Raw genomic sequence first — 17827 nt, 5'->3', positions numbered from 1 at the left:
CCTCTCGGTATCTGCCCTGTCGAACGCCGATTGGTAACCGCCCGACGATCGTGGTGTCACCAGCATTCAACCTGATGACACTGATTGTAAGTGATACTTATTCTATCGGACACATGAATCACTGAGGCAACTTCAGTCACAGCGACATCACATTCCAATATGCGTTTCAATTAATCTACCGTTTGAACGCCTAACTAGCCAAATACCATCATCAATCGTGCAACGCGCTGAAGAAGCAGAATACCGATGAACAGCACCATGAAACCGACATCGAGTGCGATCCCGTTACCCAGTCTGAGCGGCGGAATGTAGCGACGCAGGAAACGCAGAGGTGGGTCAGTCAACGCGTAGAGCACATTACCGATCACAATGACGGCCGTTGCTCGCGGATGCCAGTCGCGGGCAAGAATACGGATCCAGTCAAAGATCATCCGTCCAAACAGCACCAGCAGGTACAAGCTGGCACAGAAGTGTACAGCGGCGCCGAGTATGTACACGGGCATTACTCTGCCTGGCTGAACAGCTCCGCACCGTGGGAGGGGGCCATTCCGGATGACACCTTGACAGATCGCGGCGACAGCAGGTAGACGCGTTGAGTCACGCGTTCAAAGTGTCCGCGCAGGCCGTACACCAGCCCGGCGGAGAAATCGATCACGCGGCGCGCTTCATTGTCAGGCAGGTCGGTCATGTTGACGATGACAGGGATATCGCTGCGGAAGGCGTCGCCGATGCTGCGCGCATCCGCATAGGAGGTGGCGTGAATGGTCTGAATTCGGGCCAGATCATTCGGCTCAGTTTGCTGCACTGTTTCAGTGCGGCGCACTGCAGGTGTGGGTTCATAGTCGGACAGTTCAGTGACGTCTGCCCACTGTCCGGGCTCTTCCTGTTCCATTTCGGGTTCATCGAACTCGTCGTCGGATGTGTCCCATCCCATGAATTTCTTCGCGCGCGTAGAAAATGATTCCGCCATCGTTTCTCCTCTGTCAGGCCGCTGATCTTACGCTAATCGAGAAGATAACGCACAGGCCTCAAGTTGCCTCGGCATGTCGCAACGATGGCGAAATGATCAATGCCTGGCGTCCGCAGGTGGGGTCGCGCCTGTAGGAGTGGAGGGCCGGCGTTTCCCGGGTGCACCGCAGGTCGTGTTCAATTGTGTCGACGCCTGCTTCGCGCAGTTCGCTGCATACCCCCTCGCGAAGATCAAGGCTGGGGGTGCCCCAACTGGTGTGGGTACACATATGTGGTCGAACGGCTGCTACGTCGTCCCACAGCGCGCGGTCCACCTCGTAGCATTGGCCGCATATGCAGGCGCCGACAAAGGCGCTGATCGGCTCCGCGCTCATGCGGCGAATCCGGCGAACTGTCGCGCTGAGTATTCCACCGAGCAGCCCCGTGCGTCCGGCGTGGATCGCCGCCAGGATCGTCCCATGAGCTGCACTCAGGCACACAGGCACGCAGTCGGCAACCATCACGGCCAGTCCCGTGCGTGGCCCCTCGGCCAGATTGACGACGAGGGCGTCTGCGTCAATGTGGTCGCTGATCGCATCGACGACGCGGACACGCGTGGAGTGTGTCTGGTCCATCCAGGTCAGCGGGCTTCCGGTCAGCTTGCTCAGGTGATCGCGGCGCTTCGCCACTGCCTGAGCATCATCGCCAACGTGGTATCCCACGTTATTGCGAAGTGGGCAGGTGCCCGACCCCGCTTCAGTGTGCGTGATCAGGGCGCCTGCCCACTCGATCGGTGTGATCATGTTTCAGCGCAGAAAATCAGGAATATCCAGGTCGTCAGCGGAGTCATCCTCGTCGAAGATGCGCGGCACTTCCAGCGAATCGGCATCTCGCGGAGCAGGCTGAGCACTGGGCGCATCCGACGGTGTGGCGGACGGCGCCTGCGTGCGGGTAGGCACGCGAGGTTCTGCACGATGTGCGGGGCGAACCGGCGTCTGGGAAATGGTTCCCGCTGAGCGTTCACGCAAGGGTTCTTCCGCAGACTTCGGGGCCGGCGCGGCGACAGGTGCCGGCTGTTCCGGCTTCTTCGCTGTCGCATCGGTGTTACCTGACGTCACGGGCTGGTCGTCAAATCCGGCCGCAATGATGGTGACGCGGATCTCGTCGCCCAGCGAATCGTCAACGACGTTGCCGAAGATGATGTTGGCTTCAGGGTGAGCGGCTTCGCGCACCAGCAGTGCGGACTGGTAGATCTCCTGCAGGCCAACATCCGAGCCACCCTGGAAGAACATGAGGACGCCGTGAGCGCCGTCAATGCTGGCTTCAAGCAGCGGGGAGGAAATCGCGGTTTCCACGGCGCGCAGCGCGCGGTCATCACCTGTAGCAGCACCGATACCCATCAGCGCGGATCCGGCATCCTGCATCACGGACTTCACGTCGTTGAAGTCGACGTTGATCAGACCCGGGGTGGTGATGAGTTCAGTGATTCCCTGCACTCCCGAGAGCAGGACCTGGTCGGCTGCCTGGAATGCTTCAAGGATCGAGATATTGGGATCCGAGATGGACAGCAGGCGATCATTCGGGATGACGATCAGCGTGTCGACTTCTTTGCGCAGTGCCTCAACGCCCTGTTCGCCCTGGGCGGCGCGACGCATGCCTTCAAAGGAAAAGGGGCGGGTGACGACGCCGACTGTCAGAGCGCCGGAGTCGCGGGCGGCTTTGGCAACGATGGGGGCTGCGCCCGTTCCCGTGCCGCCTCCTTCACCGGCGGTGACGAACACCATGTCGGCGCCTTCAAGGGCGGCCTTGATGTCATCGATGTGGTCTTCAGCTGCCTGACGGCCCACTGACGGGTCAGCTCCCGCTCCCAGGCCGTGGGTCAGGTCGCGACCGATATCAAGTTTGGTTTCAGCATCTGACATCAGCAGAGCCTGGGCGTCTGTGTTCACCGCAATGAATTCGACGCCTTTGAGTTCTGCTTCGATCATTCGGTTAACAGCATTGACGCCGCCGCCGCCGACTCCGACCACCTTGATCACTGCGAGGTGGTTTTGAGGTCCTGCCATTTTGTGCCCCTCCCACTCAACCCTCAACCTCAAGTTGAAGGTTGGTGTTTCTCCTGTATTCTGCCGGAAAGACGGTAGGAAACAACACCTCAAACTGCAAGGAAAGATGTGGGCGTGTCGCTAGGACGTGACCGGCCGGGTCGGAGAACTTACGTCATAGACCTGCGCAGGTCGTTGGTCGATCAGAACCTTCAGGACGCGTGACTTCAGATCCGAATCATCCTGGGTCCCCCACCGCACCACACGGTTATCCGCCAAGGTAATGGTCAGCTGCTGTCCGTCGGCACTGATCTTTCCTGTCATCTGACGCAGCTCAGAACTGAGCGCCGCCCACACCGTCTGGACCTGCTCAATTGCCTGCGCTCTGAGAGGGTCCTCAGATGGAAGCGCGACAACAGGCAGACCCTCGGGCGGATCCCCGGGTATCTCCACGCCGTCCTCGTCAATGACGCGGGCATTTTCACCGACCATTTCCACCATCACTGGCCTGCGAACGGTGATCGTAATGGTCAGCCCATTGGGCCACGAACGCTGCACCTGGCTGTCGCGTACCAGCGTCAGCGAATTCACAGCCTGCACAACTGATGACATCGACAGTCGCGTAATCGGGGTTCCGCTGAATTCGTCGACGCTGGCAATCACCTGCTCGGCCGGTACGACGTCATTCGCGCCCTCGACGGTGATGCGCGAGGTCGTGAGGGCGAAAAGTGGCGAAAAGAAGATGGCCCAGATCGCCGCTGCAGCAAGGAGGACAGTGACAATAATCGACATCAGAGTGCGAAGAGACAGCCGTCTACGTGCTTTGCGTCGTTCATCAAGACGGGTGACCTTCGAGTTTTTCTGGCCCCTCGCGCGCCGCTCGCCGAATGCGTCGACCGCACTGGACGAGGACAGCGGCGTGCGCATCTGGCGTGGCCCGCGGATACGTTCCACCGACGCGGATCGCGTGGCCGACGCAGATCGCTGAGTCGAGGCGGGCCGCCTGCTCGATTCGGAATGCTGCGTTGATGCGGATCGCCCACCGATTGCATGGCGATCATGCACGGTGGAGCGTTCAGGCTGTTCGGCAGGCTCGTGGGGAGGGCGAGGCCGGGGTGGTTGCCTCACTGCACGTCCCCGTTGCGCCATTCATCGAGAACGTCATCCGCGCATTGCGTGATTGAGCCGGCACCCATGGTCATCACTATGCCATGTTCTCCTGTCTGACGCGCTGCCAGGCGGGCAGCTTCATGCATGTCCGGGATCCATTGGGCTCGAGGCAGGTGCGCCACGATCAATCCAGAGTCGACTCCCTCGATCGGATCTTCACGCGCCGGGTAAATATCGGTGACGACCACATGATCCGCGTGCGCCAGAGCGTCAGCGAAACGCTGGGCAAAAGCACGTGTGCGACTAAACAGATGCGGCTGGAAGACGACGGTTACCTCGCCGCCGTCAGCTACGATCCGGGCCTGCCTGAGAGCTGCTTCCACCTCGGTCGGGTGGTGCGCGTAGTCATCAATAACGCGTCTGGAGCCCACCTGGCCGCGAAGTTCGAATCGGCGACCTGTACTTGAAAAATGCGACAGACCGTTGGCAAGACGGCCGGCATCGACCCCCAGCGCGCATCCTGCCGCCCATGCACCCGCCGCGTTGAGCACGTTATGATCACCCACCACGGCGAGGCGAATCGTCGCCTCCAGCGTGTCAGGTCCGCACAGGTGGGCGCTCGAGCCATGATCAGTTGTCGCAACATCAGTTATCGTCACATCCGGCACCGCCTCACAGTGTTCAGGGCGGCCATAGGTCAGCGTGGTGATGCCATCGCGACGAGCTGCCTGCGCCAACGCCCGCGCACCTCGATCTTCCGCGCAGCACACCAGTGTTCCACCGGCAACGATGCGGTGCGCAAAGTCCACAAATGCCTGCTCGAACGCCTCCGTTGAGCCGTAGTGATCCAGGTGGTCCGGCTCAACATTGGTGACGAGGGCGACTGTCGGATGGTAGTTCAGGAATGAGCCATCGGATTCATCTGCCTCGGCCACAAAAATGTCTCCGCCGCCCAGGTGCGCACCAGTGCCAAATTGGGGCACGATACCGCCGACCGCGCACGAGGGATCCTCCCCTGCTTCAGCTAACGCAATAGTCAACATGGCAGATGTCGTAGTCTTGCCGTGCGCGCCGGCAACAGCGACAAAACGCATGCCGCTGGCGGCATAGGCAAGTGCCTGGGAGCGGTGAATAACACTCTGGCCACGCTCGGTGGCACGGACCAGTTCCGGATTCGTTGGACGCACTGCCGTCGAGACTACAACTGTGGCGTCGGCCGGGACCCGATCGGCGTCATGGCCGACATAGGCGTCAATTCCCGCTGCCTGAAGCCTGTCAATGACAGATGACGGATTCTGATCCGACCCGCTGACGGTACAACCACGAGCATGAAGCAGCTCTGCCACCACGCTCATACCGGCTCCGCCGACGCCAATGAGATGAACTGTGCTGATACCGGTTTGCGCGTTCATCTGCACATCTCCTCCACGAGGTCTGTCAGGCGCTCAGCGGCGTTGGCAGAGGATCCATGAGCTGACGCGCTGCGCATCCGGCTGAGGCGCTCCTGGTCAATCAGTATGCCCATGACGTCGGTGCGTGCGCGTTCAACGGTGAAGTGCGCGTCGTTGATCAGCTCTGCACCGCCTGCTGCGACGTGGTCATGCGCATTCAGACGCTGCTCACCGTTGCCGATCGGGAGGGGGACATAGACGGCAGGCAGTCCGAGGGCGCTCAGCTCCGCGACGGTGCCGGCACCTGAGCGGCAGACCACCAGGTCGGCCACGGCCAGCGCATCATGCATGTCAGTTGTGTAGTCCACCACGTGCCATCGGTGAGCCACTCCCGCCTCGTCAATACTGGCACGCACGGCATCGTCCTTGCCTTTACCGGTCAGGTGCAGAACCTGACAGCCCTCAGGCAGCTCGGAGGCGATGGATGCCATGACTGTGTTGATGTGAAGCGCCCCCAGGGAGCCGCCCGTGATGACCAGCGTGGTCAGATCCGGGTCAAGTCCGAAGCGCTGCGCGCCTTCGACGCGGGCGGTGCGGGCACCCTCGTCGGTGGTTCGCAGATGCGCCAGGCGCGCGATCTGCGGGCGGAGGGGCAATCCGACGACCTCGGTGCGTCCCTGTCGTGCTGCAAGCGGCGTGGAAGCGAACGTGAGTGCGACGAGGGCGGCCCATCTGGCTCCCAGTCGGTTCGCCAGGCCGGGGCGCGCATTTTGTTCATGAATGGCGATCGGGATGTGCTCTGAACGTGCGGCAAAGTAGGCGGGGGTGGAGACGTATCCACCAAAACCCAACAACCCGTCAGCTCCTGTGATCACGTTGCGGGACTGCGCGATTGCGTGGCGCAGTCGCTGCGGAACTGTCAGCAATGCCGGGGTGGGTCGGCGTGGCAGGGGCACACGTTCAATTTCGTGAAACTCAAATCCTGCTGCCGGGACCAGATCTGCTTCCAGGCCTTCGCGCGTGCCGAGGATTCGCACATCCCATCCGCGCTCACGCAGGCACGTGGCCGTTGCCAGCAACGGATTGACGTGACCGGCTGTGCCGCCGCCTGCCAGAACTATTGTGTGTGTCATCGCGCCTTCTGTGCCTGTCGTACTGGTCGTGTGCGCGCGGGACGCTTGTGAATGCGTCGGCGTGGATCGCGTCCTGCGGAAGCCTCGTCGGGAGAGCCGAACATTCGCATGCGAGCATTCGCGCGCGCACATGACGCTACCACCCCAACAGCGCTAGCGGTAAATACGAACGCCGAACCGCCAGAGGATACCAGCGGCAACGGCACGCCGATCACCGGGCCGATGCCGGTTACCGACATGACGTTGATGACGGTCTGAACAGCGATCCACGATGCGATGCCGCCGCACATAACAGCGGCAAAAAGCGATGTGGTTTCCCTGCTGACGCGCACCATTCCCCACACCATCAGCATCATGAGAACCAGGACCGAGCATGTGCCCAGCAGGCCGAACTCCTCGCCCACGATGGCAAGGATGAAGTCGGTGTGCGCGGCCTGGAGGTATTCCCACTTTTCACGCGATGCGCCCGGTCCCAGCCCCATCAGCCCTCCAGAGCCGAATGCCCACAGCGCGTGGTCGATCTGTTCGGGAGCTGAGGTGGAGCGCTCCGGCCCCATGCCGGGAATAATGGCGATGATGCGCCTCAGTCGCGTGGGGTTCTGCACGACGAGGAATGCCAGAATCGGGATTGCTGCCAGGATCGCATAGCCGAACCACTTCCTGGGCAGTCCTGCCACCCACAGCGCGCCAAAGGCACACGTGGCGACGACGAGGGCTGTCCCCATGTCGTGTCCGAGCATGACCAGGCCAAGCGCAACGGCGGTCGCACCACCACAGCGGATCGCCATTTGCTTGAAGTCATCACGGCGCGAATCCCTGCGGGCGACGAGCTGGGCCAAAGCGATGATGAGCGCCAGTTTAAGCAGTTCGGATGGCTGGATCAGGAACGGCAGACCGGGAATATGGATCCAGTTCGTGTTGCCGCCCTCGGCACGGCCAAACAGCGGCACCATGACCAGGGCCTGGAGGAGGCAGGCGAGTGCGAACAGCACAAGGGCTCCGGCGTAGTAGACCTTCTCGGGCACCATCTGTGCCACGAACATCATGATGAGCCCGATTGTCGTCAGCGCCAGCGGCTTCAGGAAAGCGATATAGGGGTTTTCACCCTGGGCAATGTTGGTGACGGCGGAGGCAGAAAACCCCATGAGCAGTCCGATCAGTGCCAGCAGCACTGCGGGGATGATGACGAGGTAGTAGGACGTGACAGGCGAGGATTCACGCGCGGCAGATGACTGGCCTTCCCGCCCGAAGCGGATCGCCGGTATGCGATGCCACAGGCGCGCCAGCCGTTCGCGCGGACTGCGGGTCACCTGGTCCGCCACAATCTGCCTCCCCTACTTGTTGGTGTTCCACATGTCTTCCAGGCGCTGCACCGCCTGGGCAAAAACATCGCCTCGCTGGCCGTAGTTGTCGAACTGATCCCACGATGCGGTTGCCGGAGCCAGCAACACGGTGTCGCCCGGTCGCGACAGGCCAACCGCCTCGTTCACCACCGAGAACATCCAGTCATCATGACCATCGACTTCCACGACAGGCACCGACGGAGCGTGCGCCGCCAGTGAGTTCCTCAAAGGCGCCCGGTCGACGCCAATGAGCACCACGCCGCGCAACAACGGGGCGACGCGGGTGACAAGGTCGTCGAAGTTCTGCCCCTTTGCGTCTCCCCCAGCAATCCAGATGGCAGTTCCCGGCGTGACACCAGCCAGGGAAGCAGCGGCGGCATGCGCATTGGTGGCTTTTGAATCATCAATCCACGTCATGTCCGCTGCGTGCGAGATAATGGCTCGCCGGTGGGCGGGTTGCGTGAAAGTGCGCAGACCCTCTGCAACAGCTTCGGGCGTCACTCCGTGTGCGCGTGCAAGAGCGGCGGCCGCCAGCGCATCCATCAGGAGTGCGGGCGAGGGCTGTGCACCGGAGACATGAACGAGGTCATCGAATTCAGCCAGATGCAATGCGTGCGTGCGTCGTTCATCCAGAAAGGCCCGATCGACGAGGGTGTCCTCGACAATGCCGACCTGTGAGACAGCAGGGGTGCCCAGTGTAAATCCGATGGCGCGCGCCCCTTCAATGACGTCCGCGTTCTCCACCATTTTTTCGATGCGACGGTCAGCTGACGGATAAACGCATGCGATGCGTGTGTTTTCGTAGATGCGTGCCTTTGCCTGCGCGTAGGCCTCGACACTGCCGTGCCAGTTCAGATGGTCGGCATCGACGTTGAGGACAACGGACGCTTCCGGGGATACGGTGCGGGTCGAATACAGTTGGAATGAGGATGCCTCCACTGCAAACACGTCAGCATCATCGTCAATGAGCTGCGTGATGGGGACGCCGATATTGCCTACTTCGAGGGCATTCTCTCCGCCTGCGCGCAGCATGGCCGCCAGCATCGAGACCGTTGTGGTCTTGCCGTTCGTACCGGTGACCATCAGCCAGGGGCGGCCTGCATGCAGGCCGGATTCCTGCAGGAGCCACGCCAGTTCCATCTCGCCGACGATTGGGATATCCGCAGACAATGCCGATTGCCATACTGGCTCGTGGGGTGCGATTCCCGGAGACATGACGATCAGGTCGGGCGCGGTCTGCACGACGCGTGTGGCCAGTTCATCGGCGTCAGCGATAACCTCGACACGGTCGTTGTTTTCGGCAACGTCGTGCTGGTCGAAGCCCGTGACGTCCCAGCCTCGTGAACTCAGGGCGCGGCCTGCGGCCCGACCGGACATTCCCCATCCGATGATTGCTGCACGACCGGGTTGGGGCAGTTGTTCCATTACAGCCATGACACCCACTCCGCGTAGAACAGGCCGACGCCGATCACTGCCAGGAGTGCGGCGATCAGCCAGAAACGGATCACGATGGTGATTTCTTTCCAGCCCTTGAGTTCGAAGTGATGGTGAAGCGGCGCCATGCGGAAGACACGTTTGCGCGTCAGTTTGAACACACTGATCTGGATGACGTCAGACATCGTGATGATGACGAAGAGTCCGCCGATGATGACGGCCAGGAACTCCGTGTTCGTGAAAATCGACATGCCGGCGACTGCGCCGCCCAGGGCGAGAGATCCGGTGTCCCCCATGAAGATCTGTGCGGGTGAGGCGTTGAACCAGAGGAAACCGGCCAGCGCTCCCACCAGGCCGGCGCAGAAAATTGCCAGTGACAAGGGGTCACGGGTCGTGTAGCAGGCTGCCGTATTGATCGTCGTTCCCCAGCACGACTGTGTCACCTGAAAAACTGAGATCAGCGCGTACGCTCCGAAGACGAAGATTGATGCGCCGGTCGCCAGACCATCCAGGCCGTCTGTCAGGTTCACGGCGTTGGACCATGCGGCAACCAGAAAGTTGACCCACAGGACGAACAGGATGCCGCCCACGATGATGCCCGCGAACGCCAGATCGATACCGGTGGGACGTGCCACGGATATCGCCGTCGATCCAGGTGTGATGCCGCGTTCGTTGGGTCGCATCAGTGCCAAAATGGCGAAGATGGAGCCGATCGCCACCTGCATGATGATCTTCGCACCTGCGTGCAGGCCAAGGGATCGTTGTTTGCGTATTTTGATGCCGTCGTCGAGCAGGCCGACGATTCCCAAGCCGACAAAGAGGAATGCGAGCAGGAGTGATGAATAGGCGGGCAGCGTGCGGTTTACGGCGTTGCCAGCAAGCCACGCGATGATGGTGGCGCCAATGAAGACAACGCCACCCATTGTCGGTGTGCCACGTTTGGTCAGGTGTTGGGTGGGGCCGTCCTGGCGGATGAACTGTCCGTATTGGTGACGGACAAGGAATCGGATAAACAGGGGTGTCAGGCCCAGTGAGAGCACCAGGCCGACCGCGAATGACGCAATAACCCCGATCATCGACTGCACCCGCTTTCCATCAGTGTTGCGGCAATCTGCCACGCATGAGATCCGTATGAGCCTTTGACTAACACAATGTCGCCGTCACGAACGGCGCTGGTGAGTTCGCCCAGTGTCTCATTCCAGTCTTCACTGTATGTCACTTCGGTGCCTGAATCTGTTTTCGCCTGCGCGTGGGAGGCAAGTGGCTGCGCATCAGCTGACCACGTGAAGATATGGGACACGCCTGCATCAAGTGCCATTTGGGCAACGTCTCGGTGCAGGGCCTCGGACTGCTCCCCCAGCTCCAGCATGGCGCCCAGCACTGCCACGGTTCGCGCATTGCGTTGAGCACCCAGATGCTTCAGAGCGGTCAGTGCTGCGCGCATGGAATCCGGGTTGGCGTTGTAGGCGTCATCGATCAGGATGATGGTGCGTCCCTCGTCCAGCGTGACTGTCTCGATGTCCATCCTGTGTGGCGATGATGGCCCCGAAGCGGTCAGGACTTGCGCAATGGTCTGCGTGTCGATGCCGCACGCGTATGCTCCGGCTGCGGCTGCCAGCGCGTTGTGCACATGATGCGCGCCCACCAATGTCAGGTGCACGTGAGCACATCCTTCGGGTGTGATTAGGTCGAATGCGGCGCGTTCGTCAGCGTCGATCGTAATGTTTTCCGCGCGGATCCACGTGTCGGTGAACTGCGGGTACTGAGTGCGCGTGGTGAATCCGATGATGCGTCCTGGCGCACGCTGAGCCATCGCCGCCACGTAGTCATCATCAGCGTTCAGTACAGCTGTCCCGTCAGGTTTCATGCCCTTAATCAGTTCGGCTTTTGCGGAGGCGGTGGCTTCGCGCGATCCAAAGCCTCCCAGATGCGCTGTGCCCACCATCAGTTCAATCGCCACATCCGGAGCGGCAATGCCAGTGAGCATGCGCAGATGTCCGGGCCCCGATGCACCCATTTCCAGCACCAGGTGACGTGTGTGTTCGTCGGCCTTGAGGACGGTCAGTGGCAGGCCAACCTCGTTATTGAAGGACAGTTTGGGCGCAACGGTCGGCCCGTCGGTCGCCATGAGCGCAGCAAGCAGATCCTTGGTGGTGGTTTTTCCGGCGGACCCTGTCACAGCGATGACATCGAGGGGGCCTGCCTGTCGCAGGTCCTCCAGATGTGCATGGGCGAGGACGCCGAGCGCCTCGGTCGATTCGGGGGTGACGATCTGGGTCAGTCCGGCCTGTGGTATTTCACGTTCGACCAGGGCGGCCACCGCTCCGTTGTCTCGCGCACTGGCGATGAAGTCGTGCCCGTCGGCGTTCTCGCCGCGACGGGCGACGTAGAGCGATCCTGCGGTTGCTTCACGCGAATCGGTGACCACTGGTCCCGTGACCGTCACATCGGGGCCGATCATCTGCCCGCCCACTGCTCGGGCTACCCATTCTGCTTGCCTGTTCATCGTCCTTCTTTCAGCAGGTTGTCCCTGTCCTCTATCATGAGCCCGGTCTGAGCGGGAATAGCTCTGCCTGTTCCTGTGATGCGGGAATTGCGAGATTTCGCACCGCCTGTGAGGCGACCTCAGCGAAGAGGGGCGCCGCCGAATCGGATGAGATCACTCCGACTTTCGGATTGTAGAGCACAACTGACACTGCGATCTGAGGCGCTTCGGCGGGGAGGACACCTGCCACAGTGGATACGGTTGCGGGCACGCCGTCCACGAAGATGTCAGCAGTACCCGTTTTGAGGGCCAGCCGGTATCCGTCGATCTTGGCTGTCTGTCCCGTGCCGACGTCCGTCGCCACGGTCGATTCCATCATCTTCAGCAGGTCGGATGCACTCTGTGCGCTCATTGCCTGGACTGGTTGGACTGGGTCGGGGGTGTGGACAGTACCGTCGGCCAATTGCCACGAGTCGATGATGCGTGGCGGCATGCGCACGCCGCCGTTGCCGATTGTGGCCATCATCGTGGCTTCCTGGACGGCTGTCATGGAGTAGGACTGTCCGAACATGGACACCCATTTGTCTCGTCCGATCCACTGGTCGGGTGTGCGAACCACGCCGGATGATTCGCCGGCCAGTTCAATGCCGCTAGGGGCACCGAGACCCAGTTTCAGCATCATGTCATACCGGTCGGCATCGTCAACGGTCTGGCCAATCAGGATCGTGCCTGTGTTGGATGATTCTGCCAGGATTCCTGTTGCCGTCATTCGTTCTGTGGGATGCTCGTGGAAGTCACTAATCGGGCCGTCAGCTCCCGGCAGGTCGTCCAGAGAGTAGGGCACGGTAAATTCACTGGTCGGGGTGATTGTGCCCTTATTCAGGGCTGTGGCCACGGTGACGACCTTGCCGACCGATCCGGGTTCAAATGCATATTGGACGGCGGAAACCGGCTGAAGTGTGGCACTGTTGGGCGCGGTGGAATTGGAATCAGCCAGGGCGAGGATTCGTCCGGTCTTCACGTCGGTGATGACGACGGCACCCCAGTCGGCGTTGTGTGCTTTCACGCGCGCATCGAGGGCTTCCTGGACACCATGCTGAAGGTCGGCGCGAAGTGTTGTGCGCACCGATCCGCCTGAGACCGGTTCAGCCACTGTGTGCTTTCCGCCTGGCATAATGGCGCCGTTCGGAGCAATTTCGAAGGCTTCACGTCCGGCGCTGCCCTGCAGAATCTGATCCATCGTGGCTTCAAGACCGGAGGCGCCGACCCCCTCGGCATTGATGGTGCCGATGACGGGGCCTGCGGTCGAGCCATTGGGGTAGGTGCGCTCAAAAGCTGATTCCCACTCAATGCCGTAGATGTCCATGGCACGAATCTTGCGATAGGTCACCGCATCCACGTTCTTCTTGACGTAGGCATACGTCGAATCACCGACCATCAGTCCGCCCAGTTCGACCGGGTCCATCCTGAGCAGTGGGGCAAGCTGCGAGGCTGCTGCTGCCGGCCCGATCTGACCGTCATGTTCGTAGGTGCGGATATTGATCTGGTTGACGGCAATGTGGTAAGTCTGCACGGATTCAGCTAGAACGATTCCGGTGTCATCAGTAATGGAGCCACGTTGAGCGGTGATATCAGAGGCCGATGTTCGCACTTCGAGGCCTTCGGCAGCCAGAGCTGGCCCCTGGACGATTTGCAGCAGGAAGAGGCGCAGCACGCATGCGCACAGTGCGAAAAGGGTGATGAACAAGATCCAGTGGGCGCGCCGAGCCGACTCCTGCCGCCCCGCACGAGTGTTCATCTAGTGAGCCTTTCTAGCTGCGCGTTATTCACTACGAAAAGCGGCCTGGCCGCCCTCGACGGTGCCGTTCGACAACGTGACGAACCCGGTGGGTCCTGCCGGAACCATACCAAGATCGCGTGCAGATTTTTCGAGGGCCTGAGGTGACGATGCGTTGTGCAGTTGCGTCTGCAGGGTCCACGCTTCAGCATCTAGCGCGTTGACCTCCAGCTGCATCTCCCTGATCTCAAACGCAGTTTCAGCCATCTGCGTGTTGACGACCAGCGGCACGACAATTGCCGCCAGCAGAATCGCGATCGCCAGGAGTGCGAGCGGGATGACTGAGCGCTGCGGAATCTTTCCCTCGATCAGGTGCAGGGTGGGCCGCAGCGTCTCGCGGGTACGGGATGCTGGACGTGTACGCGCCACTGCTTCGTTTGTCATTGTGGCCTCCATGGGGAACGGATTTCGACGGCGCGCACGCGCACGGATCGTGATCGAGGGTTGGATTCCTGTTCAGCGCTGTCAGCTTGAAGAGCGCCACGTGTGACCAGTGTCAGTGTCGCTTTCATGGACTCAGGCACCACCGGCAGTCCGGGCGGCGCATTGTCACGGGCGCCCTGAGCGAAGATCTCTTTGACGATGCGGTCTTCGAGGGACTGGTAGGCTTCGACAACCATTCGTCCGCCCACGCGCAGATGGCTCAGTGCCTGCGGAATGGCGGCCCGCAAAATGTCCAGCTCGCTGTTGACGGCAATTCGCAGCGCCTGGAACGTGCGTTTGGAGGGGTTTCCGCCCGTGCGGCGTGCCGGCGCAGGGATGGCGCGTTTGACCAGATCCGCCAGCTGTCCGGTTCTCGTGATGGGCTGCTCGGCGCGCTCTTTGACAACCAACGTGGCGATGCGGTGCGCAAAGCGTTCCTGCCCGAAGGTGCGCAGGATGTCCGTCAGTTCCTGCACGCTCGCATCTGCAATGAGTTCGGCTGCGCTGCGTCCACGGGTCGGGTCCATGCGCATGTCGAGGGGTGCGTCATGCGCATAGGAAAAGCCTCGCTCTGTCTCATCGAGCTGCAGTGAGGAGACGCCCAGATCCATCAGGACGGCATCTGCCAGTCCGTCTGCCGAGTGGTCGTCAATGACCTGGCCGATTTGATCGTATGTTGTGTTCACGGCTTCGAAGCGCTGTCCAAATTCGCGCAGACGTTCGCTTGCCAGCGCAATGGCCTGCGGGTCGCGGTCAATTCCGACCACACGGATGTAGGGAAAGCGTGTCAAGGCTGCGTGCGTGTGACCGCCCATTCCCAAGGTGGCGTCGATCAGAAGAGAGTCGGGCCGAGTGAGGGCAGGGGCGAGCAGATCCATGCACTGGTCGACAAGGACGGGCGTGTGCAGCTGAGCTGCATCGCGTGTAGTTTCTGCGCTCACGTCGCCTCCTTGTCCGTGATCTGCCTGTGTGCGTTCTTCCCACCTGCTTCTCCCCCGCCGATCTGCCATCGGGGAAGTGATGTCAGAGCGTCGGGCGGAGGGCACGGTGGGGTCAGAACATTCCGGGGATGATTTCGTCCGCTGTATTGGCGAAAACATCTTCTTGGACGGTGAGGTACTCGCGCCACGCTGTGGTGTCCCAGATTTCAGCACGTGCGCCAGCTCCGATGACTGTGAGTTCCCGGTCAAGTCCGGCGTATGCTCGCAGGTCAGCTGGAACGACAACGCGTCCTTGTTTGTCTGGAATTTCCTTGTAGGCACCTGAGAGCATGACGCGAACCCAGTCGCGCGCCTGTTTCGATGACAAGGGCGCGCGCATCAGTTCTTGTGCCATGGACTCAAACTCATGGGCAGGGAATGCGTAGATGCAGTGTTCCTGACCACGGGTGAGGACGATTCCACCTTCCATGTCATCACGGAAACGAGCAGGCAGAATGACACGCCCTTTGTCGTCGAGCTTCGGCTCGTACGTTCCCAGGAACATGCCACACCTCCCTTCCCCTCCGTGACACGCAGCTCCACTTTAACCCACTTTCAACCACTATGGGAACATTTTGCGCCCATGTTTCGGTTTATTTTGAAAATAAACGTTGGAAAATCGCGTAAAAATCAGGGTGGAGGAAGGTGGAGGGAAAATTCTCAACGCCGGGTGTTGACGGGCATGAATATGTGCCACATCGAGGCATATCAGGGTCGAGGCTGCAGATTTCGCAGGGGTATTCCCTCATCGATGAGGGGTCAGCACACGCAGTGGTGCACAGTGGTGGACGTCCACGACATTCGCGGCGCGGTGATATCAGTGGGCAGCCAGCGCCAACTCACGTCAGTCACCCTCGTCGATGAGGGCACAAAAGAATGAGCGGCGGCAAGAATGGAGAACGAAGGAACGGCGAGTGTGCAGTGACTAGTCGCGGCCGCGTTCGTCCCAGCGGCGATTTTGATTCGCAACGAAATCCGTCCAACGTCCACTGGACGGCTTCGTGCCAGACTTCTTCGACGAGGCGGGATCCACCGGGCGCGTATGCAACGCGAAGAGAATACCGGCGACCATGATGCAGAATCCGAGCACTCCCAGAAGGATCGACCATATGCCGTAACCGAGCGTCACACCACCTAGCACCACACACATGCCGATGACAGCGAAGAAAGCGCCGAGGATCATGTTGCGCGGGGAGAGTTTGGAGCGCCGAGGGGAATCAGCGGAAGTGTCGTACGAGGAACGTGCACGTGAGGATCGCGAGGTGCGAGCCGACATGGTCGAGGCGAGTTCCGGATCGTCCTCACGCAGCTGGCTCTCCATTTGTTCGAGTATTTCTTTTTCATAGTCGGACAGGGCCATCGCGCACCTCCTTCGGCTGTGGACGTTACGGATCCAGTGTAACGGTCTAAGGTTCCCTAAGACCATTCGGGCCACGATCTGCAGGCGACACATCGTCTTTTTTGACGCTAGTGCCCAGCAAAGAAGCTGGTCGCAATGCTCCGTCACCGAAACGCTCACTGGCGTGATCCATCGCCTCCTCCACAGCCCGCGAGCGCCCGTCATTGTCCATCAGGACCGCCACGCCGTCCCGGCGCAGCTGCAGATTTTCGGCTCGCACGCCCATGAGTCTGACTCCCCCGCTCGGCATCACTTCGGCTGCAAACAGGTCGTGGGCAGCGCGGGCAATGACGCGGCCTTCATCGGTAGGCGCCACCAGTGTGGCGGATCGTGTGATCGTGCGGAATGAGGCATCGCGCATCTTCATCGTAACCGTCCACGCCACCTGTCCGCCTGCTCGCAGTCGACGAGCGCACTTGTGGGCGGCTCGCACGATGAACTGCTCAAGGTCACGCCGACTGGTCACGTTCGTCTCAAAGGTTGTTTCGGTTCCGACCGATTTTTCTTCGCGTTCCACATGCACGCGCCTGCGGTCGATGCCCCACGCCAGGTCGTGCAAGTGGTGCGCACTGGCCACTCCCAACAGCTTCGTCAACCGTGTCATCGGCATCTGCGCCAACTGGGCGACACGTTCAACGCCTTCCTGCTGCAGCACATCCAGCGTTCGACCTCCCACGCCCCACAACACGCCCACTGGCAAACTGTGCAGAAATGCCACCGTCTGATCCTCAGGTATCAGCAGCAGTCCGTCCGGCTTGGCGTGTGATGACGCGATCTTTGCAACGGATTTCGTGGAAGCGATCCCGACTGAGGCCGGCAGGCCGACCTCCTCCCTGATTCGCCTGCGGATGAGATGTCCGATCGTGGTGGGTGACCCGAGCCGGCGCCTGGCGCCGGCGACGTCCAGGAAGGCCTCGTCAATACTGACCTGCTCAACCAGTGGCGTGATCTGAGCGAGGATCGCCATCACGCGCGTCGAGTATGCGCTGTATATTTCCCGGCGTCCGGAGACCACCTGCGCACTGGGGCACAGTGCGCGCGCCCGCGCCATCGGCATACCGGCACGCACTCCGAATTCACGTGCTTCGTAGGTTGCGGATGTGACCACGCCCCGCATTCCTGATCCGCCGACGATCAGCGGTCTGCCACGCAGCTGCGGATTTTCCAGCAGTTCAACCGAAGCAAAGAAGGAGTCCATATCCACGTGGATGATCGGGGTGGCTGAATCGTCATCGCCCCAGTTGCGTTTGGCGCGCTTGTCGCGCGGCGCGTTCGACATGGCTCCTCCCCTCATCACTA

The 17827-nt window shown here is 61.0% G+C and carries 17 protein-coding genes; all 17 read right to left on the bottom strand.

Annotated features, from left to right (window positions below; all coding sequences use genetic code 11):
- Nucleotides 1-194 precede the first annotated feature (194 nt).
- On the bottom strand, nt 195-503 hold the full coding sequence (locus tag BN3002_RS02605; RefSeq protein WP_058236473.1) for a YggT family protein: 309 nt from the start codon (nt 501-503) through the stop codon (nt 195-197).
- Nucleotides 503-970, bottom strand: a complete 468-nt coding sequence (locus BN3002_RS02600) for a cell division protein SepF (protein ID WP_058236472.1) — start codon at nt 968-970, stop codon at nt 503-505. The genes BN3002_RS02605 and BN3002_RS02600 overlap by 1 nt, the downstream gene beginning before the upstream one ends.
- 58 nt (nt 971-1028) lie before the next feature.
- The gene (locus tag BN3002_RS02595; protein ID WP_058236471.1) at nt 1029-1751 is read right to left on the bottom strand and encodes a purine nucleoside phosphorylase YfiH/LACC1 family protein; all 723 of its coding nucleotides are present in this window, start codon (nt 1749-1751) and stop codon (nt 1029-1031) included.
- A 3-nt stretch (nt 1752-1754) separates the two neighbouring features.
- The gene (gene ftsZ, locus BN3002_RS02590) at nt 1755-3014 is read right to left on the bottom strand and encodes a cell division protein FtsZ (RefSeq protein WP_058236470.1); all 1260 of its coding nucleotides are present in this window, start codon (nt 3012-3014) and stop codon (nt 1755-1757) included.
- A 120-nt stretch (nt 3015-3134) separates the two neighbouring features.
- Nucleotides 3135-4121, bottom strand: a complete 987-nt coding sequence (locus BN3002_RS02585; protein ID WP_257525444.1) for a cell division protein FtsQ/DivIB — start codon at nt 4119-4121, stop codon at nt 3135-3137.
- Nucleotides 4118-5515: a UDP-N-acetylmuramate--L-alanine ligase gene (gene murC, locus BN3002_RS02580; protein ID WP_058236468.1), complete on the bottom strand. Its 1398-nt coding sequence runs from the start codon at nt 5513-5515 to the stop codon at nt 4118-4120. Before murC ends, BN3002_RS02585 begins: the two co-directional genes overlap by 4 nt.
- Nucleotides 5512-6627 carry an undecaprenyldiphospho-muramoylpentapeptide beta-N-acetylglucosaminyltransferase gene (murG, locus tag BN3002_RS02575; protein ID WP_058236467.1) on the bottom strand — a complete coding sequence of 372 codons (1116 nt, stop codon included), beginning with the start codon at nt 6625-6627 and terminating at the stop codon, nt 5512-5514. Before murG ends, murC begins: the two co-directional genes overlap by 4 nt.
- Complete coding sequence (locus BN3002_RS02570; RefSeq protein ID WP_227469203.1) at nt 6624-7949, bottom strand: FtsW/RodA/SpoVE family cell cycle protein; 1326 nt, start codon at nt 7947-7949, stop codon at nt 6624-6626. The genes murG and BN3002_RS02570 overlap by 4 nt, the downstream gene beginning before the upstream one ends.
- 12 nt (nt 7950-7961) lie before the next feature.
- Entirely contained in the window at nt 7962-9395 is a 1434-nt protein-coding gene (gene murD / locus BN3002_RS02565; RefSeq protein ID WP_058236466.1) for a UDP-N-acetylmuramoyl-L-alanine--D-glutamate ligase, read from the bottom strand.
- Nucleotides 9395-10480 carry a phospho-N-acetylmuramoyl-pentapeptide-transferase gene (mraY, locus tag BN3002_RS02560; protein WP_058236862.1) on the bottom strand — a complete coding sequence of 362 codons (1086 nt, stop codon included), beginning with the start codon at nt 10478-10480 and terminating at the stop codon, nt 9395-9397. Before mraY ends, murD begins: the two co-directional genes overlap by 1 nt.
- Nucleotides 10477-11910, bottom strand: coding sequence for a UDP-N-acetylmuramoyl-tripeptide--D-alanyl-D-alanine ligase (locus BN3002_RS02555; RefSeq protein ID WP_058236465.1), 1434 nt, complete (start codon nt 11908-11910; stop codon nt 10477-10479). The genes mraY and BN3002_RS02555 overlap by 4 nt, the downstream gene beginning before the upstream one ends.
- A 34-nt stretch (nt 11911-11944) precedes the next feature.
- Entirely contained in the window at nt 11945-13687 is a 1743-nt protein-coding gene (locus tag BN3002_RS02550; RefSeq protein ID WP_058236464.1) for a peptidoglycan D,D-transpeptidase FtsI family protein, read from the bottom strand.
- 24 nt (nt 13688-13711) lie between these two features.
- Nucleotides 13712-14110 (bottom strand): cell division protein FtsL, encoded by a 399-nt coding sequence (ftsL, locus tag BN3002_RS02545; protein ID WP_058236463.1) that lies wholly within the window; start codon nt 14108-14110, stop codon nt 13712-13714.
- On the bottom strand, nt 14107-15090 hold the full coding sequence (gene rsmH / locus BN3002_RS02540) for a 16S rRNA (cytosine(1402)-N(4))-methyltransferase RsmH (protein WP_058236462.1): 984 nt from the start codon (nt 15088-15090) through the stop codon (nt 14107-14109). Before rsmH ends, ftsL begins: the two co-directional genes overlap by 4 nt.
- A gap of 112 nt (nt 15091-15202) precedes the next feature.
- The gene (gene mraZ, locus BN3002_RS02535) at nt 15203-15634 is read right to left on the bottom strand and encodes a division/cell wall cluster transcriptional repressor MraZ (protein ID WP_058236461.1); all 432 of its coding nucleotides are present in this window, start codon (nt 15632-15634) and stop codon (nt 15203-15205) included.
- Between the two features lie 420 nt (nt 15635-16054).
- Nucleotides 16055-16489: a DUF3040 domain-containing protein gene (locus BN3002_RS02530; protein WP_058236460.1), complete on the bottom strand. Its 435-nt coding sequence runs from the start codon at nt 16487-16489 to the stop codon at nt 16055-16057.
- Nucleotides 16490-16535: 46 nt separating this feature from the next.
- Nucleotides 16536-17807: a DNA polymerase IV gene (dinB, locus tag BN3002_RS02525; protein WP_058236459.1), complete on the bottom strand. Its 1272-nt coding sequence runs from the start codon at nt 17805-17807 to the stop codon at nt 16536-16538.
- Nucleotides 17808-17827: the final 20 nt, after the last annotated feature.

Source organism: Actinomyces ihuae, from assembly GCF_001457875.1.
GTDB lineage: Bacteria > Actinomycetota > Actinomycetes > Actinomycetales > Actinomycetaceae > Pauljensenia > Pauljensenia radingae_A.
The sequence above is the reverse complement of the archived record's forward strand: the minus strand, read 5'-3'. Positions and strand labels throughout refer to the sequence as shown.